Here is a 26,592-nt window from a genome sequence, read left to right on the forward strand (position 1 = left end):
CTTCAGAGACGATAACGGTATCTTGTTTTCGCCAATAATCCCTAATTTATTCCTGGTAATTCATGACTTCATTACTCAAAAATCCGTCTCGTTTATGCATGATTCTAATGCTGTTGATTTTGGCAGGCTGTTCCAGCAAACCGCATTATAAAAAATATGATTCTCACGCCTTTGACGATGAAATCGAATATGCTGCTGATAAATACAAAGTCGACCGGAAACTGGTGAAAGCCATCATTCAGGTGGAATCCAGTTACAATCCGAAAGCCGTCAGTCCTTCAAACGCGATTGGTTTGATGCAGCTGAAAGCCTCAACGAGCGGCTGTGACGCATACCGATACAAAGGTAAACGCGGTTGCCCGGATAACGACGATTTATATGATCCCGAAACCAACATTGATTTGGGAACGGCTTACATCAGCGCGTTGCAGCATCAGCAACTAAACTGGATCAATAATCCGGTTACGCGGCGTTACGCAACCGAAGTTGCTTATGCCAACGGTGCCGGTGCATTGCTTCGGACATTTTCCAGCAACCGCCAGACGGCCATCAGCATGATTAACCAGCTGTCGCCCGAAGCATTTCACTGGCACGTCCGCCAATATCATCCGGCAGCTCAGGCTCCAAGATATATGGCAAAAGTCGAAAAAGTCTATGCCGGTTTATAGTGCGTAAACCTGACAGCAGGTAGTTTGCTACGTAAATTCTGCAGTATTATGGTACTGATGAAATCTCAGAATTCACGTAGCGCGATCAATTTCAAAACCGTTTTATTAGAGAAAAGGTCGTTTTCAATGCCGGATAATATGTTTACGGATTTTCCAGACGAGGCGCTAAGCAGACAAGCCGAAACCTTTGAAAGGTTGTTAACTCAGCCAGGCGTGCGTATCGAGAGAATTATTTCCACCGGACAATCGAGCCCACCAGATTTCTGGTACTGCCAGCCACAAAGCGAGTGGGTGATGGTGCTGCAAGGCTCAGCCGGTTTACGGCTGAGAGATGAAAGCGAAACGCGGGTTATGAAAGCCGGTGACTTCGTGAATATTCCCGCGCTCTGTAAGCACCGCGTCGAATGGACAGATGATAAAGAAACAACGGTCTGGGTAGCTGTGCATTATGGTGAAGTAAGGACTGAAGATGAGGCAGGGAAGTTGGATTAAGGTAACTTAGGATTGCGGGTGCGTAACCTGATATCCTATTTAACATAATATACATTATGCGTACTTAAGGTGTAGTAGCTAAATTGAGATGTCCGGTTCTAGCAAACTTAAAATATCGTACTCTCCAGAACCTCAGCGTTCGTCAGGTGCAACGTCTTCTCAACCGCTATCAGATGATAGTTTTGCGCTTAGTCAAACTTACATAATATTTCAAGCGCCCACTCAAAAACCTTATTGTTTAAGTGGCTTAGTTTGGATAATTTATCCCCTCTTAATATTTAAATTTACTCACATTTCGGAAAATGGATTTGTGAGAATATGAATCTTGCAATTCAATATTCTCTCAAGTCTGGCGCTACATCCCCCGGTATTTTCAACTGATAAAATAGAGAGTTTATGATCCCTATTATTACAAATGATGTGATCGAACATATCGCGCCAAGAATGGTTATTATGCAGGCGTGGAATGACATGGTTAATGGAATTGGATATGCAACCGGGAATTCAGCGCGGGCTCGTGGAGCGCGTCGTAGCTGGTTTGGAAAAGAAATGGTGTCATCTTCAGAGCTGTTGAATAATCTTATTTTACTGCAGAATTTCGTTAATTCGACTAAACCTTTGACCATTGCCTATGACCGAAGCCGGGATATTCCGACGGCAGTTGCTTATACGTTTGCACGACGTATAGATGATCCATTACGTGTTCCTGCCATTTATCTGACGAAAAAGTTCAGCGTAATTGAACCTAATGAAAGAGTGAAATATTTGATGAAAAACCGCAATACACGCGGTGTACAAATTATCGCTCTGGCACATGAACTTTCACATTTAGTGCTGGGAACTAACCGAAAATCCCCCTGCTTCTTAACCGAAAAGTATGCTCAGGAAGCCATGTATTTACGGGATAAGAACCCCTTATACGCACTAAACAATGCGGATAATTATGGTTATTGTGTTGAAATGTGTTCTTAGGTCTTCACAAACGATTTACCATTTTGGAAATGCAGGAAAATTTATGAAAAAAATCACTTTTTATGGCCGTTTTGAAACCGATATCCTTGCCGGTCGTAAAACCATCACACTGCGTGAAGCCAGCGATGCAGATTTTGTTGCAGGAGATCAGGTGCGCGTCAGCCGTTATGAAGATGATGTGTATTTCTGCACTATTGAAGTGACTGGCGTGACGCCGGTACTGTTTGACGATCTCAACAACGCCCACGCGGTACAAGAAAACATGACATTACCGGAATTGAAACAGGTGATCAGCGAGATTTATCCGGGGCTTAAACAGCTGTTTATGATTGAGTTCCGCCTGATTTAATTGCCATAAAGTGCGCCGTTTTAACACCGGCGCTCCCTTTTCTTTCTCAGCCCTGCCAGCGTGAATTGCGGATAATCGAACAGAAATTCCCTTTGATAAATGCTGGTTCTTTATCAGCAATCACGTCGGCTTTAACATTACCGAACGTCGTTTGTGGTTTGTTTTTTATGCCGTCATAAAAGGCCTGAATAATATCTTCTTTAAACGTAGCCGTACGCGGATGCGCATCGACCACGGCTGTTCGCACATCATCCTGATATTCCAGATAATTAATCCCCAGAACATCCATTTCTACGCCTGCTGTCACCAGTGCAATCACTGGATCCATAAACTCGGGAATGCCGGGTGTGGTGTGTAACGCAATGGCTGTCCAGACTTTATCCATATCCCTGGCACTGACGCCGTATTGCTGCATGAATTCCCGTGCGGCATTGGCTCCGTCAACTTCAAAACGTTTATCGCAGCTGCAATTTTCATGCGTTAGGCCCATGTCGTGAAACATACAGCCAATATAAAGCAGTTCGTGATCGACCTTCAATTCACGTTGCTGGCCAGCCAGTGCAGCCCAGTAATACACACGACTGGAATGGTGAAACAATAAATCTGATTCGGTATCGCGAACTAATTCGGTCGCTTCGCGGGCCATTTTGCTGTCGGGAATGCGGATGCCATGAATGTTCAGACTCATGATAGTTCTCCTGAAGGGTTGATTAAAACCAGCTTAAGCCGCAGGATGAATGTCATCAATCGACGTAATATTACGATTAAGGACATTACGATGTTCTGCGACAGGAAACCTGTTCATGCCTAAACACATTGTGATTCTGGCCGTTCCCGGCGTGCAACTGCTCGACGTTTCCGGTCCGATGGATGTTTTTGCCGAAGCTAATCAGCAGCGTGGCCGCGAAGTTTACAAACTCAGCGTGATGGCGATGACCGATCCTATTATTACATCTTCGTCCGGCACCCGCCTTCTGGCTGATTTAACACTGGCCGCCCCGCTTCCCGCCAATCTGGACACGTTTCTGGTGGCCGGTGCACCAGCGCTAATTCCCTTTATCCATGACGAATTATTAAAGGAAGAAATCTGCCGTTGGAGTCATCATGCAGAACGCTTCGGTTCCGTTTGCAGCGGCGCGTTGCTGCTTGCCGCCGCAGGACTGCTGAATCAACGGCGTGTCACCACCCACTGGTCGGTGGCTGAGAAACTGAGTCTGGATTATCCGCAGGTTAACGTAGAAGCTGATGCCATCTTTATTGCCGACGGTGAACTGCGAACGGCCGCAGGCGTGACGTCCGGGCTGGATTTAGCGCTAAATATGGTGGAGGAAGATCTTGGCCGGAAAACGGCATTGGATGTGGCGGCGCAGCTGGTGATGTTTTTTAAACGCCCCGGAGGCCAGCTTCAGTTTAGTCGACATGGACAGGCCTCGCTGAGTGGTCGTTCGGCGTTACAGGATGTGCAGCGCTGGGTGTTGAACTCACTCGAACAACCACATAACGTTCAAAGTCTTGCCACACACATGGGGCTGAGCGGCCGTCACGTCACACGTTTGTTCAATCAGGAAATGAGCCAGACACCGGCACAATGGCTGGAACAACAGCGGGTCTTTCATGCCCGTCAGCTACTGCAATCCGGCGGGCTGGCGATGAAGCAAATTGCCGCACAATGTGGATTTTCCAGCGTAGATATTTTGCGAAGAGCCTTTTTACGGCGGCTAAACGTGACACCGTCACGATATAAAAAGCAGTATTCCTGACACATAATCGCTTGATAAGTCAAGCCTCTTCCGCTACCTCTGCCCGGCGGAAGCAATCTGGATGATGGGTATTAATAAGCCCGGTGGCTTCCATCCAGGCATACACAATGGTCGGCCCGACAAACTTAAAACCGCGCTTTTTCAGCTCTTTCGATATACGTTCAGACAGTGCATCTTTGGTCGGCACCGGCCCATGATGTTGGATGGCTTTACCGCCGATCTGCGTCCAAATCCACTCGCCGAAATCTTCCCCCGCCTGCTGCATCGCCAGATACATTTTCGCGTTATTAATTACCGCCGTTATCTTGCTGCGGGATCGGATAATATCGGCGTTGTTCACTAATTTTTCGATGTCCTCTTCAGTAAATTCGGCGACTTTATGTGGTTCGAAATTGCAAAATGCCAAACGTAACGCATCACGCTTTTTCAATACAATCCGCCAGGATAACCCTGCCTGAAAGCCATCGAGCATGAGTTTTTCCCACAGTGCGCGGCTGTCGCGGACCGGTTTTCCCCATTCTGTATCGTGGTAATTGATCATTAGGGCGTCGTTGAGATTCCAGGGACAACGGATCAAGGCATTGCTCATCATGGGGCTCACTTCCGTGGGTTTGGGATAGTCTACCCGACGGGGTTTGTTAAAAACAAATTAAGTCCGTGGGACAGGACTTAAGGTTGAGACCTTGTGCTGACACCTGCATCGACATTAAAGTCAAAACCTTGGGCTGCCGCCCAAACTGGCCCAAAGGACGCGTAAACGCGCGCCCTCTGGACTCCCGCGTTTTTAAAACACGTGCCATGCAAACGGGCTATGTTTCAGAAATTCCGCTATTGCCGCAAAATCCCGCCGCTGTGCGGTGCCCTCCGGTCGGGTTACAACCCGCGCAAAACAGCTGCGCGGTTTTCCACCTCTCCCTCCGGCGTGATTTTTGAACGCGGCCACAGGCTTTTTAGGTCACAACTTCCGCGGTTCGGATCATTTCAGAAAACCAAATATACTATGCCAATTTTTTGATTTTGTTTTTAAAAATGGTGAGATGGCGCGATCAAAAAAGCCTGCTGAACGGAGCGGCCTGAAGACTTATTGCTTCAGGACCGAGTAAAGGCACCGCCTAGCGTGAGAAACCGAAATATTCTTGGTCTTTTTTAAGCCGCCCATACGGCGTTTTTCCGCCCTACCAAACAATGCCCCGAACACAACAGTAAAAGTGTGCACTTTGATACATCTTCCCCTAAACTGTATGTTGTAACTAATTGGAGGCGGTATGGCAGATTATGATTTAATTGCGCGTATGAACGGTTGTTTCAACGAGCTGGAAATGGCGTTGCACGATCTCGGGAACTTCCTGAGTAAGTTGGAATTATTGCAGGCGCGGGTCTTTGCATTGCCGGAAATTGCCAAAGGTGAGGAACATAATCCTGCCGATAAAATCACAGTAACGCCTTATATCGGCGAAGCCGCACAGGAGATGGCGTTGCAACATTTTCAGCGGCTGTTCATTCATCATAATAACGAGAATATCAGCAGCAAATCCGCTGTCCGCCTGCCAGGCGTGCTGTGCTACGCCGTTGATGCCGCTGAACATCAGTCTGCCCTGCTGCTCATCGAAGAAGTGAATAAACTGAAAGCTGAACTCGAACACATTGTCACTGTGGAATCAGGTCTTGCCCGCGAGCAGCGCTTCGAGTTCGTACATACCCATTTGCGCGGTCTGATAACGCTTAACGCTTATCGTTCGGTGACTTTCCTGAACGACCCCGATTCGGTGCGATTTGGATGGGCGAACAAGCACATTATTAAGAACGTCAGCCGTGGGGAAGTGCTGGCGATGCTCGAAAAAAGCCTGAACGCTGGCCGGGCTGTATCGCCTTATACCCGTGAGCAGTGGATGGAAAACATTAACCGGGAAATGATTGATGTTAAACGATTGCCGGAACATGCCGCGCTGAAGTTTAAACGGCCAGTCAAGGTGCAGCCAATCGCCCGCGTGTGGTACCGCAACAGCCAGAAACAGGTGCAACACCCCTGCCCGCTGCCGCTGATTGCGCTGTGCCAGAAAACGCCGATGATGCAGGTGCCAAAGTTAGGTGAACTGCCGGATTACGACGTCACCACCATCAAACATAAGTACAAGCCTCAATCACAGCCGCTGAGTTTGCTGATTAAACGGCTGCATTTATATACCGATTATCCACTGTGATCTGCTGCTATAAATGAAAAAAGGCCCGGCAAGCCGGACCTCTCAGGGTATTTACATCAGAAGGAATTATCCCTTCATGCTGCCGACCATCGCTTCCGGGCGAACCCATTCGTCAAACTGTTCTTCGGTCAGGTAACCGAGTTTTAGCGCCGACGCTTTCAGAGTCAGCCCTTCTTTATGGGCCTTCTTGGCGATTTCCGCCGCTTTGTCGTAACCGATGTGAGTATTGAGCGCCGTCACCAGCATCAACGATTCGTTCAGCAACTGCGTGATGCGGTCACGGACAGGCTCGATGCCGACCGCACAGTGTTCATTGAAACCGCGCAATCCATCAGCCAGCAGGCGGACGGATTGCAGGAAGTTGTGGATCACCAGCGGGCGGAACACGTTCAGCTCGAAGTTACCGGAAGCGCCGCCGATATTGACCGCAACGTCATTTCCCAGCACCTGCGCGCAGAGCATGGTCATAGCTTCACACTGCGTCGGATTGACTTTACCTGGCATGATCGAACTGCCCGGTTCGTTCTCAGGAATGGAAATCTCACCGATGCCGCAGCGTGGGCCAGAAGATAACCAGCGGACGTCGTTGGCGATTTTCATCAGCGACGCGGCCAAACCTTTCAGCGCACCGTGCCCGTGAACCAGCGCATCGCAGGTGGCCAGCGCTTCAAATTTATTGGGTGATGTGACGAAAGGTTGCATCGTCAGATCTGCCAGCGTTTTCGCCACACGCACCGCGTATTCCGGATGAGTGTTCAGCCCGGTCCCAACCGCCGTACCGCCCAGCGCCAGCTCTGCAATGTGCGGAATACTGTTTTCAATGTGCGTCACGCTGTGCGCCAGCATCGCGACCCAGCCGGAGATTTCCTGACCTAGCGTCAGCGGCGTCGCGTCCTGCAAGTGTGTACGGCCAATTTTAACGATATCGCGATAGGCTTCGGCTTTGGTTTCCAGCGTTTTATGCAGCACTTTCAGCTCTGGCAGCAGCGTTTCGCGCAGTTCCAGCACGGCGGCGACGTGCATCGCCGTCGGGAAGACGTCGTTCGAACTCTGACTTTTATTCACGTCGTCGTTCGGATGCACTTTACGCGCCTCGCCACGCTCGCCGCCAAGGATTTCACTCGCGCGGTTAGCCAGCACTTCGTTCATATTCATGTTGGTCTGGGTACCGGAACCGGTCTGCCAGATGGAAAGCGGGAATTCGGTCGGATGTTTACCGGCCAGCACTTCATCGGCGGCGGCAACAATTGCATCGCCCCGTTCAGCGGGCAGCAATCCCAGATCCATATTGACGCTGGCGGCCGCGCGCTTGGTCAGGGCCAGTGCGTGGATCAGCGCCGCAGGCATTTTTTCAGAGGAAATACGAAAGTGTTCAAGCGAACGTTGCGTCTGTGCGCCCCAAAGCTTATCTGCCGGAACATCGATAGGCCCCATTGAGTCTTTTTCAATGCGAGTCGCTGTCATTGTTGTCTCCTTAGATACTTATTTTCGAATGAGTGTCAGGTTTTATGCAGGATTTTCAAAAGCCGTTGGCGCTTCCAGGCATTCATCAGCGGCCAGTCGAGTATAGTGACATATAAGCCTAACGTATCGCTCCCCGGCCTGTAAATGAGATGAATTGTCATTCACCGCACTTTTTGACCCATCGCAGTTGTAAAGGATGCGCCGTCATTGTTTACTAGCGGGTAGAATTTTCCATTCAGGATGAAGCAATGCAAAAGATGCATAACGGTGTACAAAATTACGCCTGGGGCAGTAAAGACGCGCTGACCGAACTTTATGGTATTACGGATCCGCAAGGTCGTCCGATGGCAGAATTGTGGATGGGTGCCCACCCGAAAAGCAGTTCGCAGGTTGAGAATGCCGCCGGTGAGACGATCTCACTGCGCGACCAGATCAGCACCAGTCTTGACGAACAGTTAGGTAAAAAAGTCGCCAAACGTTTTGGTGAACTGCCTTTCCTGTTCAAAGTATTGTGTGCCGATCAACCGCTGTCAATCCAGGTTCACCCGAGTAAAGGCGCCGCCGAACTGGGTTACGCCAAAGAGAACGCCAACGGTATTCCTCTTGATGCCGCTGAACGTAACTACAAAGATCCCAATCACAAGCCGGAACTGGTTTATGCCCTGACGCCGTTCCAGGCGATGAACGGTTTTCGCGAACTGCGTGAAATTGTTTCTCTGTTACAACCCGTCGCCGGTGCGCACTCATTGATTGCCAGTTTCCTCTCTTATCCTGATGTCGATCACCTGCGTACGCTGTTTGCCGGTTTACTGAGTCTGGAAGGCGAAGACAAATCTCGCGCGCTGGACGTGCTGAAATCCGTATTGATCAATCAGCACGGTGAGCCCTGGGACACCATCCGCAGCATTTATGAATTTTATCCTGACGATACCGGCCTCTTCTCTCCGCTGCTGCTGAACGTCATCACCCTGCAACCGGGCGAAGGCATGTTCCTGTATGCGGAAACTCCGCATGCGTATTTGAAAGGCGTGTCGCTTGAAGTGATGGCGAACTCCGATAACGTTCTGCGCGCCGGTCTGACGCCGAAATATATCGATATTCCTGAACTGCTGGCCAACCTGAAGTTCAACGCCAAACCGGCCAGCGAGCTGCTGACCACGCCGGTGGAGAAAGGCGCGGAACTCAACTTCCCGATCCCGGTCGAAGATTTTGCGTTCTCTGTTCATCGCCTCTCTGCTGAGCCACAAACGCTGGCTCAGGACAGTGCAGCTATCGTCTTCTGTATTGAAGGCCAGAGCGTGCTGGTAAAAGGCGATGAATCGCTGGTGCTGAGTCCGGGGGAATCCGCTTATCTGTCTGCCAGCGAATCACCGGTCACGGCCAGCGGCAACGGACGCATTGCCCGGGTGTTCAATATCCTCAGTAAATGATCAATTGCTTAAACAAATTGAGACTAATGGCCTCAATTGGATGAATTATTTACTGATTGAGCTACACTCAGGGGACTATTAACGCCGCAAGGCGTTTTTTGTTTTCGAGACATTTCATAAGGATAAACAGAGATATGAAGAAGTCGTTAGTCGCTGTAAGCGTCATTGTGGTCCTTGGCGCAGCCTGGACAGGCGTCTCGTGGTACACGGGTAAACTCATTGAGCAGCATATGGATGAGGAAGTCGCCGCGGCCAATACCCAGTTGCAGACTGCCTTCCCGAAAGCCGGTCTGAAAGTCAGCTATCAGGATTATCATCGCGGGCTGTTCAGCAGCAAACTGCGCATCGTTCTGCAACCTGACGCCGCCGCTGCCGCCGCAGGCACCAGCGCGCTGAAAACCGGTGATGAAATCGCGTTTATCGAAACCATCGATCACGGCCCGTTCCCTGCCGCTCAGCTGAAGAAATTCAACCTGATCCCAAGCATGGCGTCGGTGCATTCTGAACTGCAAAACACCCCAACACTGAAACCGCTGTTTGACGTGACTAAAGGCCGTTCGCTGATTACCGCAGACAGCCGCGTGTCCTACAGCGGCGCGAGTTCTTCGGCTATCGACATCATTCCGGTGACTTACCAGAAAGAAGACAGCCAGCTGCAATTCTCCGGCGGTACGGTGAATGTAGATGTAGATAAAGAACTGACGGCGATGAAGCTGAAAAGCAACATCGACAGCGTGGCGATCACCTCCAAAAACCAGTGGGGCCAGCTTGAGAAAGTGACGCTGACCGGTTTCGACATGGACAGCGATACCCAACAGGGTAAATTCCAGGTCGGCGTGGGCGATCAAAACCTGAGCGTGAAGCAGATCCTGGTGAACGTTGACGGTAAAGACGCAGGCTCACTGGATAACTTCAAACTGGTCAGCAAGTTCTCTGAAAACGGCAATAACATTGGCGGCCAACAGGATTACACCATCGACGCACTGAAAATTCAGGGCGCTGATTTTGGTTCTGCAAAACTGTCCCTCAAGCTGGATAAGCTGGACGGCGCAGCGCTGAAGCAATTTGCTGATAACTACAACCAGCAATCCCGTGCCCTGCTATTGCAGCAAGGCGAACTGGATCCGGCGGTGTATCAGCAACAAGCCGCCGACCTGCTGCTGGCCAATCTGCCACTGCTGCTTAAAGGCAATCCAAGCATCAGCATTGCTCCGCTGAGCTGGAAAAACAGTAAGGGTGAAAGTACCTTTAATCTGCATCTGGATCTGAAAGATCCGTCCGCAACGCCGGCACAAACTCAGGATCAGATGTTGTCTCAGCTGATCAGCAAAGTTGACGCTAAACTGTCTATCCCGCTGCCAATGGCGACAGAAGTGACCACTCAGGTCGCGAAACTGGAAGGTTACAGCGGCGATGACGCGACCAAGCTGGCACAGCAGCAGGTGCAGGGTCTGGCGGCAATGGGTCAGATGTTTAAACTGACTACAGTGAAAGATGACACCCTTTCCAGCACCTTCAGCTATGCCGGCAATCAGGTTAACCTGAACGGTCAGACAATGACGTTGCAGGAATTTGCCGGTCTGTTTGGCATCTTCGGCGGTTCTGTTGCTCAGCCACAGTCAGAAGCGCCAGCGCCTCTGGCACCACCGGTGGCGCCGGTTCCGGCCCAGTAATCTGCCGCAAAGACGTTAAAAGGCGCTCAGCGCTGCAATGAAAACAAAGAGGGGGATCGGATGATCCCCCTCTTTGTTATTTAGTTTCCGATGCTTATTTAAAGTCGGCGTAAGGCGTCAGAGGCTGCGGAGGCAAATCGAGATCGCCCTGCCATCCGCCGAGTGAGTATCGGGCATAAAGCAGAAAGTGACTCGGCGTGTAATCCTTCGCCTGCTGAATATCCACACCCGCACCGACCGTCCAGTGCGAGCTCACCCTTCTTTCCAGCAGCGCCTGCACGGTATAGCCGAAACCGGAACCGCTGCTGCCAGAATCCACCGCGCTTTTATCTGCATCATCCATATTCGTATCCGCCACCAGGCTTTGGATCGGATAACGTTTCTGATCGCGGGTAGATGAACGTGACCATGAGACCGAGCCGCCCAGCTGCCATGACCAGTTTTCCGTACGCTGGCGATAATTCACCGGCACCGCAAGTGAGAAGTATTGCTGCGGGCTGTAATAACCGCCCTGTCCCAGCGTGTAACCGCTGAGATCTTTCTGGTAATGCCAGATCATCGAACTCAGGCCAACGGTCGCGCGCCGGTTATCTTCATTGATGACTTTGTAGTAATAGCCGCCCATCAGCCGTTCGCGGGTGTTATCCGCCACGTTCTCGCCGGTCAGCTGATGTGCGCTGAGATCGGCCCAGACGCCGTTGGCTTCACCCTGATCGTAACTCAGGCCGAGGCTGGCCCCCGTTGCGCGAACGCCGCCCCAGGTGGTGTTGGTGCCGGGGTCTTTCGCTCCGGCGAAAGAGAGTAATGAGCTGGAAATCGGGCGGCGCGACACGGTAGTCGTCCAGCCAATTTGATGCCAGTCACCGCTGTACGCCAGCCCGCCGACCCAATCCACTACCTCGAACCCGAGCGGCGTGGTGCCCAAATCCCCTTTCCATTTTTCGTTTTCCCAGCCCGCCGCCAGGCTCAGTCCGTTGGCGGTCTGGCTACGGTAACGGCGGCACGCTGATTTGATGTCGCCACAGGTGCCGAAGCTTTCATCATAGTTGCCGTTCTGACTGTCAAACGTGCCCGCATCCATCCGCACCCAGTCGGCCCGCAGGAATCCGCGCCCCTGATAAACCGGCATATCTGCCTGAAACATCATGGTATTGGCCGTCAGATCGGATTTTCCCGGCGTGCCACTCGATGTCCAGGAGTCGTTATCTGCCGTGAAATTCACATCCTGCTGGCGGTATAAATCATGGGCATCGGCGCGGATCCCGCGCTTTAACCAGTCATCTCCGGCGTGATTACGGGTAAGACGGGTATAGCCGTCGTTGTCTTGCGGCACACTGTCGGTTATCCCGCTGGCTACCATCGCCTGCCCGTAATCCTGACGCGCGAGATCTGGCTGGCCGAGCTGCTGTTCGACATTCGCCGCATTGCGGTAAATCAGCGCCTTGTCCTGACCGACCGGTTGCGATCGGGCAGCGGTTTTGAGCGGCTGCAACAGGGTATAGGCTTTGGTGGTTTCACCGACGTCCAGCCAGGCGGTAGCGACGCGGCGCTGCTGGTTGAGACTGAGAGTCTCCGTGGAAAAAGTGACCTGCTGCAAACGCTGTTTCGCCAGCGCCGTATTGCCCGATGTCAGTGCGGTATCAATGCCAGTGAACGTTTTATCGAGCTCGATACGCTGCGCCATTTCGCGCATATTGGCGTCCCACCTGGTTTCCGGCAGTGTGTGCAAATGACGTAACGCGGCATCGTCGCGATCTGAACCGGAGAGATACAGCGAATAAGCGTATACCTGTTGCGGATCCGCAGGCTTCTTCGCAGCCAGCTGCGCAAACGCCGCGTCGGCTTTCGCCGGTTCTCCCGCTGCGCGCAACGCATTGGCGTAATGGTAAGTGCTCCAGACATCGTCCGGATTGAGTTTCAGCAGCCGTGCATAACGGTTAGCCGCCTGATCCCACTGACGTTCCGCCACATATTTCTCTGCCTGCGCGGTCAGCATATCGCTTTGCAAACTCTTCTGACGATCGCTGAGTTTAGCCCGCGACGTCGCGGAAAGTGTATTCAGATAATCGAGCGCCTTTTGCGGCGACTGACGCTGATAGATATTCACCAGCCCGCGCTCGGCGCTGCTGTTGTTGCGTTCGAGCGACAGTGCGCGGCGGTAAGCCTGTTCAGCAAGCGGATCGTTTTTGCGCGCTACGGCGACGTCACCGAGGCCAATCTGCGCCCACGGATCGCGGGAATCGATACGCTGCGCCTGTTTATAGGCAGCCTCGGCCTGCTCAGTCTGCCCGGCTTTCAGTGCTTTATCGCCCTGATCGATTTTGAGCCAATAACTGTTGGTCTGGATCAGACTGTTCCATTTACTGGAGTTATAGCCATTTTGTTCAGCGGCTTTGGCACGCTGGAACATCGCTAACGCCTGCTGACGGTTGCCCGCGCGGGAATACGCCAGCCCCATGGCACCCAGCACTTCGGCGTCATTCGGTTTTTCCTGCAAGGCTTGTTTGAGCGGCGCAATCGCCGCCGTCGAACCGCCTTTCTCTACCTGCGCCAGCCCTTTGACGCGCGCCTGATAATGCGGATCCGCCAGCATGGCCTGCTGACGCTGGAGTTCCTGCTGCGCGGCAATGACCTGCGGGCCGGTATCAAAGGTGGCGATAAACTGCTGCAATGCGTCGACGCTGGCATTGCCGACCGGCTGTGCCCTGATGCGCGACAACCAGAGATCGGCCGCCGGTGAACGCCCTTCATTGGTGGTAGCGATCTGTTTAACCAGACCCACCGCCTGGGCGTTATCACCGGCATCAAACGCCATCTGCGCCAGTTGCAGGCGCAGCTGAACGTCACCGGGATACTGATTATTCAGTGCCTGAAGCTGCGCCTGAGCACGGGCTTTCTGCCCCGGAAGACGCGCGACTAACTGCCAGTATTCCACCGCTAAATCCAGCGTCGGCGGCTGCCCCTGAAACAGCGCGTCGTACTGCGCTTTGGCTTCATCGAGACGTCCGGCCGTTGCCAGTAAACGCGTCTGTTGCAGTTTTTGCTGCATTTCCGGTGAGGCAATATGCAGGCTCAGCTGCGCCTGACGGTATTCGGCAGAGCCGGGCGCGACCTGCTGAATCTTCTCCAGCTGCTGTTTCGCCTGTGCCTGATTCCCCTCGCGCAGGAAAAGACGCAAACGCGCGGAAAGTACCTGCGGATTTTGCGGATCCATCAGTTCGAGTCGAAAAAGCGACTGACGCACCAGATCTTCCTGATGGCTGGCCTCGCCGACCCGCACCTGTTCCAGCAACCATTGCTCCGGCGACACGACCGGCGCAGCGTTAGCCGGAGTGTATAAAAATGGATTGTACAAAAACGGATTGTACAAAAGCGCCAGCCCCAGCGTCAGGGCCAGTCGGTTAAAGGTGAGCGGCGTATTACGACAAGTTTTCACACGCTTATTCCTGATCGTCTTCGTGCAGGCGACGACGGCTTAACGTGCGCAGGCCGGTCCACAGCAGAATAGCCGCCAGAATCACCACGATCACGGCCATAAAGGCCAATAAAACCGGATGGGTGGCCAGCGCATTCCAGACGCGCTCCCACCACGGCAGATGCCCGACGTAATAGGTATCGCCGACGCGCAGGCTGTTGGTGCCGGAATCACGCACTACCGCCACGGAGCCATAAATCAGCGCGCGCTGTTTGGCATCCTGCAATGACGTGTTCAGCATGTCGAAGCCCTGCTGACCGTTGGCCATCAGGGCCACCACGCTGCGCTGATCGAAATACGGCGACTGTAAACCGACTACCGCGGCAATAGGCCCCTGCGCGGTAATTTGCGCGCTGGCATCGACGCGGGCGTCGCTGGCCGGCGCGGTGTTATCCGGCAACGGCGTCTGGCGAATAGGTGTGTTGATAGCATCCCGTGCGGCGTTAATCAGCAGGTTGGCTTTCTTGTCATCCCGCATGCTGTCATCACGTAAATCGGCAGGCAGTGCGCCGATCACCAGCAAATCAGCATCCGTCGTTTTGGCTTTCGCTGCATCTTCCGTGAGGCCGACACCCAGTGCCGGATAACCGGTCAGCGCGCCAATATTCCCCATTGCATTTAGCAGCGTGGTCAGTTGCACCGGCTGCGGCTGCGGCTGAACTAATACCAGCGTCTGGGACAAATCTGCCATCCGGCTGAACGGGAAACCGGCGTTGGCAAATGCGCGCAGATCCGGCATCGCCATAAAGTGACGGTAACCGGAGAAATCAATGGTCGAGCTGTCGTCGATCACTACGTGATTTGGCACTGTCGTATAGGTTTCGCAGCGCCCTTCTGTGCCGCTCGCCAGCAGCGAGGTGTAATCAAAATCAAAGCGCATCTGGTTGACCGCACCGAGTTTCAGCGCCGGAATATTCAGGTCTTTACTGCCATCAAGCAGCCCCTGCAACAGCGACAGATGCAACAATTGCGAATCTTCATCGTGACCGGTTTTAAGCGTCAGATCCTGCATAAACTGGTTATTCAGGCTGATGCTCAACCGCGAAGTATTTTTCAGCTGCGGCGAGGTGTAGCGGTACTTGAGCCGCATATCAATGCCTGAACTGCTGATGAGGAACAGATCCGGCGGCAGATTAATATTCAGAGTGATCGGGTTCGGCTGAATACCGTCCGACTGTAGCTGCTCGGCGTACTGTTTCAGTTCTCCGAAATTCATCGGGCGGTCGGTACGCACCCAGTTTGGCGCATCGTAAGGCTGACGCGCGTGAATCTGATCGACTTTATCCACGCCCACGGTCTGCCCGCGGAACAAGATATTACCCTGCGCAATCCCTTTCACAGCGGTCAGCAAATCCTGATCATTGCGACCGAGGATCAGCAGCATTTTGACGTACGGATTATCCGGATGACTCATCATCTCCACTACCGGTCCTTTCACCGGCGGCAGATCTTTGAGGAAATCAGGACGCTTATCGTTGGTAGCGAAAATAACCCCGTGGCTGTCCGGCAACTGGTTATACAGCGTCGGGAACGACTGACCACGCCACTGCGCCTTGGTACCGAACCACGAGGCCAGAATAGCCGCCGCCTGTTGTTGTGTGGCATCCGGCGACGCCGCAAAGACCATCGGCAGATCCAGCGGACGGCTGTCGCGCGCATCGAAGAACGGCACCGGGAAATGTGCCAGGTCGTTACTCAGCGGTAACTTCTGGTATTGCAGGCTGAGCGAACTGCCCTTGCCAAGCTCCAGCCACAGCGTGCTGTTGGCCGGGTTCTCACAGATGTTCTGATAATGGCCGATGAACTCCAGACGGATGCGGTTGAAGTCGGTGACGTAGCGCGGATCAATCGCCATTTGCAGGTGGTTTTTCTTACCAAGCTGTTCTTTATCGATGACTTCAACGCCCATCAGCTGATCGTTGAGATACACCTTGAGGTGTGACTGTACCGGAATAAGCGACGGCGACGGCGTGAATTCCAGATTCAGCGTCGCCTGCGTCACCACTTCATCGCTGCGCACGCCGAATTCAATCTGCCCGTTGGGCTGAATGCCGCGCAAGGTAATCGCGCCCGGCGTCGGCGCCACATCGGCGAACGGCAACGTCAGGCTGCGCACCGGCGCGCCGGGGATAATCATCGGATTAACCGCAGGCGCCACCATTGGCAACACCACCTGAGGTGTGCTGATGTCCGCCTGAGGTAAAATGACCGGAGCAGGCTCGCTGAATGCGGGTGCCACAGAACCCAAAGCCAGCGTCATCAGCGCGGAGGCCACAAAAGTCGTCAAAGGAAGTCTTTTCATTATTTTGTCATCATCAGGGTTGATTCATCAGGCTGAACGGACAGCGGCGGATTACGTGGGGCAAAAGACAATAGCCAGCTGCCAACCGACTGGGTTTTCGCGGCCAGCGGGCGGTAACGTTGCGGGGCGATATCCAGCATCCGCAAATAACCGCGAATACCCAGCCCCAGCACTTCCCGCAGACTTTCCATTGGCTTGTCTTCCGGGAAACTGTCCTCACGCAATACCCAGCTGTCTGCCCGGGCAAACGTACATTGAATGAAATCGATGTGTTGTTGTGTGGTTAACGGCTGCAACTGCATACCGATGCTTTTACCGAACACCCGGCTGACCTGCACCGGGAAAGCATATTCTTGTAAACCGCGATGCAGAATTAAAGTGACATTGTCACCGGTATTGAAATAGCTGGCGCTGTCGGTTTCCAGCCCGACGCCGTTGTCGGAGTAGTCCTGTACGGTACAGACATACAGGTGGCCATCCGGGCGCAGTAAGGAGGCGGGCATTTTGGCTTCGACGCGATGCGCCTGACGCACCTGCTTGGATTCAAACGCCACGGCAATGGCGCCGCCCAGAATAATCATGTTGTAAATCACCCAGCCCATGCTCACCAGCACCGTCAGCATTTCATCTGCCTGGCCGTAAATCATGCGATAAATACCGAAGAACAGCCCGGCCAGATTGAGAAGCATCAGCACCTGATAAGGTCGGCTGATTTTCCAGTCCACGTAGGCATGCTTATTCAGCCCTCCTTTGGCGGTGACGTTGAACGTCCCGGCATGGGGATTAAACAGCGCCACGGTGGTCGGCCGGGCGATATACCAGGCCAGCACGGTTTCATAGATCTCATTCCAGAAGGAGTGGCGGTATTTCCCCTGCACGCGGGAGTTAGTCAGGCTGGCGTGGATCATATGCGGCAGCACGTAAAGCGCGATAGCAAAGGCCGGCGCGTATATCACATAGGCATGCATCAGCAGAAACGCCAGCGGCGCAGTGAGGAAAATAAGGCGGGGAATACCGGCCAAAAAGTGCATCATGGCGTTGGCATAACACAGCCGCTGCGCCAGTTTCAGCCCCTTGCCGAACAACGGATTATCCAGACGGAAGATCTGCACCATACCGCGCGCCCAGCGGATCCGCTGACTGACGTGCGCCGCCAGGCTTTCCGTTGCCAGCCCGGCCGCCTGCGGAATGCGGATATACGCCGAACTGTAGCCGTGGCGATGCATCCGCAGCGAGGTGTGCGCATCCTCGGTCACCGTTTCGACCGCAATGCCGCCGATTTCATTGAGCACATCGCGACGCAGCACCGCACAGGAGCCGCAAAAGAAGCTGGCATCCCAAAGATCGTTGCCGTCCTGCACCAGCCCGTAAAACAGCTCACCTTCGTTTGGCGTGCGACGCATGCGCCCGAGGTTACGTTCAAAGGGATCCGGCGAGAAGAAGTGATGCGGCGTCTGCAACATGCTGAGTTTTTTGTCTTTGAAGAACCAGCCGACGGTCAGTTGCAGGCACGACAAAAACAAACTGCGCCGTGTAACCGAACGGCTGCGAAATACAAAACATCGCCAGAACCAGCGCCACAATACCGGCCAGCAGCATCAGTACTCGTTTCGCCGCACGATTGAGCGTACTCACACGGCGGATGACGCGCGCCTCCAGCGGATTCTGCTCCACCTGAACCGGCAGCGTTTCCAGCCAGCCATAGATTTTGTCACGCAGCTGTTGCGGCCAACGCACGTAGGTAAAACGTTCACGCACACCGTTAGAGGGAAGAATGACCAGCAGCCACAGGCTTTGCAGCACATAGCGCAACGGGTCAGCGAACTTCGGGTGTTCGGCAGAAATCTGCGGATACCAGCGCGTACGTTGTGCAATGACGCGCTGCCATGAAGGCGATTCAAAGCGTAAGAATAGCCAGCCCGCGGCAACGCAAAACACCATGACGGCGGCAGCGCTGCGTGATGCGTGATGGCTCCGGTACTGACGATAACGCGCCTGTAATGCTGACATCACCGGTGGCAACAGCAACAGGTTCAGCAGGCGGCTCATACTCTGGCACTCCGCGGATCGTTTTTGCTGCGCAAATGCAGTAAGCACCAGCTCGCCAGCGTATTTAATTCGCGGCTGATTTTGCTGTTAGCATTCCACTCGCCCACCGGCTGCTTGGCCGCGAGCGACTCCGCCATGGCTTCATCACGATGCAAAATCGTCGGGACGAGCGGCGCCAGCGTCTCCTGCCACAACAGCAAAATATCCTGTTGCAACTGGCTGGAAGTGATGAACTGATTGACCAGATAGCGCCCATTTTGCGGCAACGGATGCTGATGCAAACGGACGTGAGACTGTGTGTCGGCATGGAGTAAAATCAACGTGCTGTCAGCCACCGACTGTGCGGGGAGCGGATCCGCAGACGGCGAGTCGATGAGGATCCAGTCATACACACCGGTATTTTTAAGCTGCGTGATGGCCGCTGGCCAGTCGAAGTCGTCAACCTGAACGCCTGAAAGCGAAACGTCACCGTGAGGCAAAAAATCCAGATGGGAGTGATAACGCATCGCTGCCTTGTGCCATGCATCCCCGGCACGGTGGGCAGATCGCCATCCGCGTGCCTGCTCAAACGGCATACCAAAATGCAGACGCAACATGTTTTCCGGTGAAAAGTCGATCACCAGAACCTTTTCATTCAACTGTGCCAGAGCCCAGGCCAGCGCGGCAGTGACCGACGTGGTGCCGGTCCCTCCACGAAAACCCTGTAACGCGATAACAGCCATACTTATTTTTTCTCCGCGTCAGGGGACGACAATTCATCAAGTCTTGCCAGTTCGGCCAGTAATGGCCAGCGTGACATCAGCTGCGGAATTTTTTCTTTACGGGCGATATCGACATAATTTAATTCGGAGACAGAAAAAAGGTGACTCAGTGCAAAGAAATCATCGTCTTTACCCGGTTCGGATTCGTCTGAGTCTATAATATTGGCGCTCACTCTTTCCCCTCCCTGCATTCACTCAAAAACTGACGCTCTGCTCCCGCCAAATTTCAGCGGGGCTTTAGGCTTTTTAGTATCAAACATTATTGTGAAGATTTATGATTATTTAATGTAGCAATGATAGAATTTATTATACTCACATTTATCAAAGTGTCCCAAGCGGGTTTCCGTCGAAAACGAATATAAGCAGATTAACTCTATGGCACTCTCCTTTTCATTGGGCATGAAGCAATTCTGGAATGGATTAGCGGAAATGCAAAATCGGGGTCTTTACTGGGTCAATGCGGACAGCCAGGAGGCGGCGTATCGTTTATGCGGTCAAGTTCTTGAGGCACAGCAAGGCGTTGCACCGGTCAATGTTCTGTTTTCGGAGCACAATTTAATTTGCAATGACCCTGAAAAAAAGCTAGCCGAAGATGACGTTCTTTTCACCGCTTTAAAAGAAACGCCTAAGCAAATTTTTTATTATCAGCTGGCCAATGGAAAGAAAGCCTTGCTGACATTACCGGTGGATATTAATCGTTTACGCCACACACAATCCTCACTGATGATTTTATTGCTGCCCGCCAGTTCATGGCTGACGTTAAACGATAAACAACTGACCCGCTGGGTGCGGGGAATCAGCGACTCAGCCGATAATAAAAACAGTACCTGTCTTATTCTCTGCTACGGCGCGGGTATTAATGCGTTAAAAACCCAGCTGCATTTATACCACCGTCAAATAAGCGGGGTAGCCGAACTTAAAACAAATATTGAACCGAATCAGTGGGCCGTGTCGTGGTGGCATGACAATATCGCATCCGAAGCCAATACGCTTTACCCGCTGAGCGTGCGAAAAACCGGCTGGGAAATCCAGAAAAATATTCCCGCGTCAGTGGCTGAACAAACCGGCGATGACCAGTGGATGTTACTGGCGGAACGCTCGGTGCTCGAAGGCGCCCCCCCGCTTTCTGAACGCTGGTTCCTGTTCGATGATAATGCCGCGCTGGCAGAAAGAGCTGCACATGCCCGCGTGGCAACGGTGATTTTTGCGCTCAGTGGCAATGACGAAGTGGAAGTCATGGCGCGCCAGATCCACCGCCTGCGCATACAACGCGGCAATGGACTGAAAATCGTTATTCGCGAAATGAACTCCTCGCTGCGCTATGTCGATCAGCGTTTGTTGCAAGCCTGCGGGGCAAATCTGGTGGTTCCGCACGCGGCGCGCCTCTCCAACTTCCTGACCTTGCTCGACGATTTGCAAAACCTCAGCTTCACCCGCCATGTTCCGCAAGATATTGAGGTGCTGCTCGACAGCCGTTTGCCCACGCACCATAAAGGCTATCTGCCGCTGCCGGTGTTTTGCAGCGTAATGAAAGATATCTGGGCGCATGCCTCTCTGGCGACCGAATCGCGCGGGATCCTTATCTCCCTGCGACCGGCCATCGGCATCAACCCGCAGCAGGCGATGTCACTGTGTTCGCTGCGCCGCGACGGCGACATCCTGACCGTCACGGAAAAACATCTATATCTGTTCCTGTCCAACTGCCTGGTCAGTGATGTCGACAGCGTGCTGGCGTTTCTCTTCAATCTGCCGGTCAAAGACGTTTTTACCAGCCAGACCTTCTGGAGTCAGGAAACGGATATCCGGACCGAAGTCCGCCGTCTGGCCGCCAAACCGCCGATGGCACAGCCGGTCATGGCTGCCGAAGCCTATACAGCGCATAAAATCGAACCGCTGAAACGCGCCCCGGTGCATCAGCCCGTTCCCATTACGCTGGCCATCAGTGATGCGCCGGTGATAAAGACACCGGAACTCTGACATGAATATCAGCGACATCATTGAGATTTTTATTGTTGCGGCGATTCTTTTTATCCCGCTTGGTTATGCGCTGCGCAGCCGTGTGCCGCGCTGGAAAAATCAGTTGGCCGCACGTTTTTTCAAACCGCGCTATTTAACACCTATCACTATCAGCATGGTCAATAAGCACCGCCAGCGCGCCGCGCAGGCAGAAGCTTCTCCTGCTACAGGGAAATCCAAAACGTCATTATGAAAGCATCGCAATCTTCTGCACCGCGTTTGCGGGTCTGGCAATCCTGGCGCGGTCTCGGCGCCTGGAACTACTATTTTTTGCTCAAATTTGTCCTGCTCTGGCAGGGTTATCTGAATTTTGATGCGCTCGGCAACCTGATTTTCGCCGCCGCGCTGTTATTCCCGTTGCCTTCTTTACGGGTGCACCGCTGGCGTCAGTGGACTGCCCTGCCATTCGGGCTGGCGTTGTTGTATCACGACACCTGGCTGCCGGGCTGGCGTTCGATTGTCAGTCAGGGCGCGGACGTTACCGGTTTCAGTATGGGCTATTTGCTGGAGCTGGCTGACCGCTTCATCAACTGGCAGTGGATCGGCGTCGGTTTCGCCCTGCTGGTGGGTTATCTGTTCGTCTCACAGTGGATCCGCCTGACGACCTTCACCGTCGCCGCGCTGCTGTGGGTGAACCTGAGCTTCCTCATCACCCCGTTTCTGGCCTCAAAGCCGGTGACGGCTGCGGTGCAACCGACAGTCACTGCACAGCCGGTTGCTGCGTCCGGCACGGTGAATACGGTTAACGGCCCGCCGACGGATGCCAACCTTAGCGCCTATTTAGAGCAGTTTTACCAGAACGAAAGCCGCCGGACGGTACGTTTCCCGGACGCCCTGCCTGCTGACGCACAGCCTTTTGATCTCCTGGTTATCAATATCTGTTCACTGGCCTGGGCGGATCTGGACGCGGTTAATCTTTCCACTTCCCCGCTGTGGTCGCGTTTTGATTATGTGTTCAGCAATTTCAACTCGGCGACCGCCTACAGCGGCCCGGCGTCAATCCGCCTGCTGCGCGCCAGCTGTGGCCAGTCATCGCATCACAATTTGTATCAGGCCGCCGGGCAGCAGTGTTATCTGTTCGACGATCTGGCGCGTCTGGGCTTCACTTCCCAGCTGGCGATGGATCACACCGGCGAGTTCGGTAATTACATCGGCAACCTGCGCGACGACGCCGACATGAAATCTCCGCTGATGTCGCAGGCGGGTCTCGGCCATGAGCTGACCTCTTTTGACGGTTCGCCTATCTTCAACGACGGGCAGTTATTCACCCGCTGGCTGGAGAATCAGGAAAAAGCCGGTACCGCGCGTACTGCGACGTTCTTCAACCTGATCCCGTTGCACGACGGCAACCGTTACGTCGGTAGCAACAAAAGCGCCGACTACCGCAGCCGTGCCACAACCCTGCTCAACAATTTGAATGCTTTTATGGATCAGCTGGAAAAATCAGGTCGTAAAGTGATGCTGGTGGTGGTTCCGGAGCACGGCGCGGCGCTGGTTGGCGATAAAATGCAAATTTCTGGCCTGCGCGATATCCCAAGCCCTGGCATAACCCACATCCCGGTCGGCGTGAAGTTCTTCGGGATGCAGGCGCCGCACAGTGCCTCACCGATGAAGATCGACGCGCCAAGCAGCTATCTGGCCATCGCTGAAATGGTGTCCCGCGCCGCAGACGGCAAAGTCTTCACCAGTCCGTCGATGGACTGGAAAACCTTCAGTGCCAACCTGCCACAGACACCGCTGGTTTCAGAGAATGAAAACGCCGTGGTGATGGAATATCAGGGGAAGATCTACATACGGTTGAATGGCGGAGGATGGGTACCGTACCCGAGTTGATTGTGCGGAGGCCACCGCACACTGGGCGTTGAGATTCAACTTCAACTTGAAAACCTTGAATTTGAATTCAAACGCCCCCGCGGCCATCACCCCAAATAGTGATATTATTCCCACATTCAATTACTTCCCCCGGATATCACCATGTCTGCTCCACCGGATTTACTCCGTCTGAACGATGTGTCATTCACGCTCAACACTACTCCGCTCCTTGAGCCCGTCTCGCTCACCCTTAATCCCGGTGAATTCACCCTGCTTACCGGCCCCTCGGGCAGTGGCAAAAGTACCTTGCTAAAAATCATGGCGTCGCTGCAAACCCCGACCGGCGGGACGATTCTGTTTAAAGGTGAAGATATCAGCCGCATTAAACCGGAGACTTATCGCCAGCGGGTGTCCTATTGCTTCCAGACGCCGTCACTGTTTGGCGAAACCGTGCGGGACAATCTGGCGCTGCCTTATCAGATCAGACAGAAAAAAGTGGACGAAGCACTTCTGCGCGCCTGGCTGAAACGGGTGCATCTTTCACCTGAAATCCTGAGCAAAAATATTCAGGAACTGTCCGGCGGTGAGAAACAACGCATCGCCCTGCTGCGCAATCTGCAATTCCTGCCTGACGTGTTGTTGCTCGATGAAATCACCAGCGCACTCGATGAAGACAACAAAGAAAATATCAACGAGATTATCGCCAGTCTGGTGGAGGACAAACAGCTCGCGGTGCTGTGGGTGAGCCACGATCAGAATGAAATACGCCACGCAAAAAACGTCATTACGTTATCCCATTCCACGCACGAGAACGCCGTTCATGAATCAGCATAATATTACTAATGAATCCCTGGCGCTGGCGCTGATATTGGTGGTCGTCGCCCTGCTGGTCAGCAGCAAAGAAAAACTCGGGCTGGAAAAAGACATCATCTGGAGCGTAGCGCGGGCGATCGTACAACTGGTGATTGTCGGCTATGTTCTGAAATACATATTCGATCTCAATAATGGCTGGCTGACCGTGTTGATGGTGCTGTTCATCTGCGTGAATGCCGCGCTGAATGCCAAAAAACGCAGCCGCAATATTGATAACGGTTTTGTGATTTCGTTTGTCGCGATTACGGTGGGCACCACGCTGACGCTGACAATACTTATTCTGACCGGTTCGATTGAGTTTCTGCCGATGCAGGTCATCCCGATTTCAGGCATGGTGGCCGGGAATGCAATGGTGGCGGTGGGGTTGTGTTACAGCAATCTGAACCAGCGTTTTCTGGATAATCAGCAAAAAATTTTGGAGATGCTCAGCCTCGGCGCATCGACAAAAATTGCATCCGGTCGGATTATTCGCGACAGCATTCGTGCAGCGATGATCCCGACCGTGGATGCGGCAAAAACCGTCGGGATTGTCAGCCTGCCGGGCATGATGTCCGGGCTGATTTTTGCCGGAATAGACCCGGTGAAAGCCATCAAATATCAGATAATGGTGACGTTTATGTTGCTGGGCACCGCAAGCTTATCGACCATTATCGCGGGTTATCTGGCCTTTCAGCGTTTCTACAACGACCGCGCGCAATTGCGCAGCCTGAAATCCTAGTAATCCCCTTTTGCGCCCGGCCATTGCGGGCGCATTTATCATCTCATCGCTACAAATCGGACAGAACCTGCCGCAGATTTATTTCTCCCGTATCCGCGTCATCAAGGTCTAACACACCTTCCAAATCGTCGAGATGCTCCAGCATAATTTCCGCTGCCTGCGCGGTGTCTCCCGCTTCCAGCGCGTTGATGATCGCTTCGTGCTCATCGCACTGGCAGGAAGGCACTTCGTTACGCTGGTAAAGCGCCACGATAAGTGAACTGCGCACCATCAGATTCGACAGAATTTCACTGAGTACACTATTGCCACAAATCTCACCGAGGATCAGATGAAACTCGCTAAGCTCGCGCACGATAGCACGGCGGTCTTCTGATGCGGTGGCCACACGTTCGTTACGCATATGGCTGATGATGCGCTGACGATGAGTCCGCATTACGTCCGGTGTAATACTCTCGACAATTGCCCGCTCGATGGCGCGGCGGGCGATAAAAACTTCACGGGCTTCTTTTGCGGTAGGCTGAGACACCATCGCGCCACGGTTGGGTTCGATGGTCACAATGCGCTGCATGGCCAGACGCTGGAGCGCCACCTGAACGTGGTTGCGATTTGCCCCCAGCGCTTCAACCAGCTGAGACTCCACCAGGCGTGTTCCGGGACGCAACCTTTGCTGGCCGATGGCTTTCGAGAGGATTTCGGCAATACGCTGAACTTCCAGCTGTTTAGCGGTTGTGGTGTTTGTGCTCATGGAATGGGATATAGCCTCTTATGCAGGTCTGTCTTTCTACGCAATATTTGCGACTAAATTAGCACTCTTTGTTCAGGATTTCAGGCGTAAATCATGCACAACTTTGTTACAAATCCCACACATTTCCCTCACCAAACCCCACGATTGCAACTTTAGTCATTACGCCTCCTGACGTTTTTCATTCCAGTTTATTTCCCTTTAACTGTAGCACATCGAATTTGACGCTTTGTAAGCGAGCGGAGCCGCCCCTGTGATTTTTTTTGCCGGTGCTTTGGCCACCCTTATTACGTTTTTGCGAGACATCACGAAGGAAAACATCACCCTCATTCACAAACCTGAAAACCTGTCCAGAATGCCTTTCGTAGCGGTAAAAAACGCAGGAAGCGGGCAAAAATGTGAAGTTGCTTCCTGTTTAAAAATAATCATAAATGATTACTTTTAAATTGTATGAAAGGTAATCATACTTCTGCGCAAGGAAAGCCACTGTGTACGATGTAACCATCACCCGCAATGCGCAAAGGGAACTCGATAAAATGCCCGCCACGCTGATCGCAGCGCTAATTGAGGCTGTTGACGAGTTGGGGATTTATGGTGCCGCCTTACAGGATCCGGAGGTCCGGTATGTCGGACATGGAATACGGGAGCTTCGGGTATGCAGTCCTGAAGGTTTTGGCCGAGCGTTTTACTTTTTTATGAAGGGTCGGCGGATTTATATCGTCCATATTCTGCATAAGAAAACTGCTAAAACACCTCGTCAGGATTTGGAGCTGGCACTACAACGCATGAAAACAATCAAAAGGAATGAAATGTGAAAGATGATGATGACGACGAT

Annotated in this window: 22 protein-coding genes and 1 pseudogene; 14 read left to right on the top strand and 9 right to left on the bottom strand. The window is 53.0% G+C overall.

Features of this window, described 5'->3' with window-relative positions; translation table 11 throughout:
* The first annotated feature begins 62 nt into the window (after positions 1 to 62).
* The 4 genes from AC0Z7K_RS21560 to yqfB all read left to right on the top strand — a co-directional run bounded on the left by AC0Z7K_RS21560 (position 63) and on the right by yqfB (position 2,481).
* Complete coding sequence (locus AC0Z7K_RS21560; RefSeq protein ID WP_485615893.1) at positions 63 to 668, top strand: transglycosylase SLT domain-containing protein; 606 nt, start codon at positions 63 to 65, stop codon at positions 666 to 668.
* 57 nt (positions 669 to 725) lie between these two features.
* Positions 726 to 1,160, top strand: coding sequence for a cupin domain-containing protein (locus AC0Z7K_RS21565; protein WP_485615895.1), 435 nt, complete (start codon positions 726 to 728; stop codon positions 1,158 to 1,160).
* Positions 1,161 to 1,556: 396 nt separating this feature from the next.
* Positions 1,557 to 2,132 (top strand): hypothetical protein, encoded by a 576-nt coding sequence (locus AC0Z7K_RS21570; RefSeq protein WP_485615896.1) that lies wholly within the window; start codon positions 1,557 to 1,559, stop codon positions 2,130 to 2,132.
* Between the two features lie 43 nt (positions 2,133 to 2,175).
* Positions 2,176 to 2,481 (top strand): N(4)-acetylcytidine aminohydrolase, encoded by a 306-nt coding sequence (gene yqfB / locus AC0Z7K_RS21575; protein ID WP_485615897.1) that lies wholly within the window; start codon positions 2,176 to 2,178, stop codon positions 2,479 to 2,481.
* 46 nt (positions 2,482 to 2,527) lie between these two features.
* On the opposite strand, the gene AC0Z7K_RS21580 is transcribed toward yqfB, so the two are convergent.
* A complete protein-coding gene (locus AC0Z7K_RS21580) occupies positions 2,528 to 3,169 on the bottom strand; it encodes an HD domain-containing protein (protein ID WP_485615898.1) in 642 nt (213 codons plus the stop codon).
* Between the two features lie 115 nt (positions 3,170 to 3,284).
* On the opposite strand from AC0Z7K_RS21580, the gene AC0Z7K_RS21585 reads away from it, so the two are divergent.
* Positions 3,285 to 4,241, top strand: a complete 957-nt coding sequence (locus AC0Z7K_RS21585; protein ID WP_485615899.1) for a GlxA family transcriptional regulator — start codon at positions 3,285 to 3,287, stop codon at positions 4,239 to 4,241.
* A 19-nt stretch (positions 4,242 to 4,260) separates the two neighbouring features.
* On the opposite strand, the gene AC0Z7K_RS21590 is transcribed toward AC0Z7K_RS21585, so the two are convergent.
* Positions 4,261 to 4,830, bottom strand: a complete 570-nt coding sequence (locus AC0Z7K_RS21590; RefSeq protein WP_413529019.1) for a DNA-3-methyladenine glycosylase I — start codon at positions 4,828 to 4,830, stop codon at positions 4,261 to 4,263.
* Between the two features lie 676 nt (positions 4,831 to 5,506).
* On the opposite strand from AC0Z7K_RS21590, the gene tus reads away from it, so the two are divergent.
* Positions 5,507 to 6,442: a DNA replication terminus site-binding protein gene (tus, locus tag AC0Z7K_RS21595; protein WP_485615900.1), complete on the top strand. Its 936-nt coding sequence runs from the start codon at positions 5,507 to 5,509 to the stop codon at positions 6,440 to 6,442.
* A 66-nt stretch (positions 6,443 to 6,508) separates the two neighbouring features.
* Here the strand turns inward: tus and fumC are convergent, their stop codons facing one another.
* On the bottom strand, positions 6,509 to 7,906 hold the full coding sequence (fumC, locus tag AC0Z7K_RS21600; protein WP_485615902.1) for a class II fumarate hydratase: 1,398 nt from the start codon (positions 7,904 to 7,906) through the stop codon (positions 6,509 to 6,511).
* A 248-nt stretch (positions 7,907 to 8,154) separates the two neighbouring features.
* Here fumC and manA point away from each other — a divergent pair, with 248 nt between their 5' ends.
* Positions 8,155 to 9,336 (top strand): mannose-6-phosphate isomerase, encoded by a 1,182-nt coding sequence (gene manA, locus AC0Z7K_RS21605; protein WP_485615903.1) that lies wholly within the window; start codon positions 8,155 to 8,157, stop codon positions 9,334 to 9,336.
* A 134-nt stretch (positions 9,337 to 9,470) separates the two neighbouring features.
* Entirely contained in the window at positions 9,471 to 11,009 is a 1,539-nt protein-coding gene (locus AC0Z7K_RS21610) for a YdgA family protein (RefSeq protein ID WP_413528878.1), read from the top strand.
* A gap of 94 nt (positions 11,010 to 11,103) precedes the next feature.
* Here AC0Z7K_RS21610 and AC0Z7K_RS21615 read toward each other — a convergent pair whose 3' ends face one another.
* The 5 genes and pseudogenes from AC0Z7K_RS21615 to bcsR form a co-directional block, all read right to left on the bottom strand.
* The gene (locus tag AC0Z7K_RS21615) at positions 11,104 to 14,394 is read right to left on the bottom strand and encodes a cellulose synthase subunit BcsC-related outer membrane protein (protein WP_485615924.1); all 3,291 of its coding nucleotides are present in this window, start codon (positions 14,392 to 14,394) and stop codon (positions 11,104 to 11,106) included.
* A gap of 55 nt (positions 14,395 to 14,449) precedes the next feature.
* Entirely contained in the window at positions 14,450 to 16,786 is a 2,337-nt protein-coding gene (gene bcsB / locus AC0Z7K_RS21620; RefSeq protein ID WP_485615904.1) for a cellulose biosynthesis cyclic di-GMP-binding regulatory protein BcsB, read from the bottom strand.
* Positions 16,786 to 18,835: pseudogene (locus AC0Z7K_RS21625) on the bottom strand (glycosyltransferase family 2 protein). Before AC0Z7K_RS21625 ends, bcsB begins: the two are co-directional and overlap by 1 nt.
* Entirely contained in the window at positions 18,832 to 19,557 is a 726-nt protein-coding gene (gene bcsQ / locus AC0Z7K_RS21630; protein WP_485615905.1) for a cellulose biosynthesis protein BcsQ, read from the bottom strand. The pseudogene AC0Z7K_RS21625 and the gene bcsQ overlap by 4 nt, the downstream one beginning before the upstream one ends.
* A gap of 2 nt (positions 19,558 to 19,559) precedes the next feature.
* The gene (bcsR, locus tag AC0Z7K_RS21635) at positions 19,560 to 19,769 is read right to left on the bottom strand and encodes a cellulose biosynthesis protein BcsR (RefSeq protein ID WP_485615906.1); all 210 of its coding nucleotides are present in this window, start codon (positions 19,767 to 19,769) and stop codon (positions 19,560 to 19,562) included.
* 202 nt (positions 19,770 to 19,971) lie between these two features.
* Here bcsR and bcsE point away from each other — a divergent pair, with 202 nt between their 5' ends.
* The 5 genes from bcsE (at position 19,972) to fetB (ending at position 25,015) form a co-directional block, all read left to right on the top strand.
* Positions 19,972 to 21,573, top strand: coding sequence for a cellulose biosynthesis protein BcsE (bcsE, locus tag AC0Z7K_RS21640; RefSeq protein ID WP_485615908.1), 1,602 nt, complete (start codon positions 19,972 to 19,974; stop codon positions 21,571 to 21,573).
* Position 21,574: 1 nt separating this feature from the next.
* Positions 21,575 to 21,805, top strand: coding sequence for a cellulose biosynthesis protein BcsF (gene bcsF / locus AC0Z7K_RS21645; protein ID WP_485615910.1), 231 nt, complete (start codon positions 21,575 to 21,577; stop codon positions 21,803 to 21,805).
* Positions 21,802 to 23,445: a cellulose biosynthesis protein BcsG gene (gene bcsG, locus AC0Z7K_RS21650; protein WP_485615911.1), complete on the top strand. Its 1,644-nt coding sequence runs from the start codon at positions 21,802 to 21,804 to the stop codon at positions 23,443 to 23,445. Before bcsF ends, bcsG begins: the two co-directional genes overlap by 4 nt.
* 141 nt (positions 23,446 to 23,586) lie before the next feature.
* A complete protein-coding gene (fetA, locus tag AC0Z7K_RS21655) occupies positions 23,587 to 24,258 on the top strand; it encodes an iron efflux ABC transporter ATP-binding subunit FetA (RefSeq protein ID WP_413528884.1) in 672 nt (223 codons plus the stop codon).
* Complete coding sequence (gene fetB, locus AC0Z7K_RS21660) at positions 24,245 to 25,015, top strand: iron efflux ABC transporter permease subunit FetB (protein WP_485615912.1); 771 nt, start codon at positions 24,245 to 24,247, stop codon at positions 25,013 to 25,015. The genes fetA and fetB overlap by 14 nt, the downstream gene beginning before the upstream one ends.
* Positions 25,016 to 25,064: 49 nt before the next feature.
* Here the strand turns inward: fetB and AC0Z7K_RS21665 are convergent, their stop codons facing one another.
* Positions 25,065 to 25,760 carry a GntR family transcriptional regulator gene (locus tag AC0Z7K_RS21665; protein ID WP_413528886.1) on the bottom strand — a complete coding sequence of 232 codons (696 nt, stop codon included), beginning with the start codon at positions 25,758 to 25,760 and terminating at the stop codon, positions 25,065 to 25,067.
* A 485-nt stretch (positions 25,761 to 26,245) separates the two neighbouring features.
* Between AC0Z7K_RS21665 and AC0Z7K_RS21670 the strand changes: the two genes are divergently transcribed.
* Positions 26,246 to 26,572, top strand: coding sequence for a type II toxin-antitoxin system RelE/ParE family toxin (locus tag AC0Z7K_RS21670; RefSeq protein ID WP_413528888.1), 327 nt, complete (start codon positions 26,246 to 26,248; stop codon positions 26,570 to 26,572).
* Positions 26,573 to 26,592 lie beyond the last annotated feature (20 nt).

The sequence above is a fragment of the Rahnella sp. 1L-D-7-B-C2 genome, assembly GCF_057290995.1.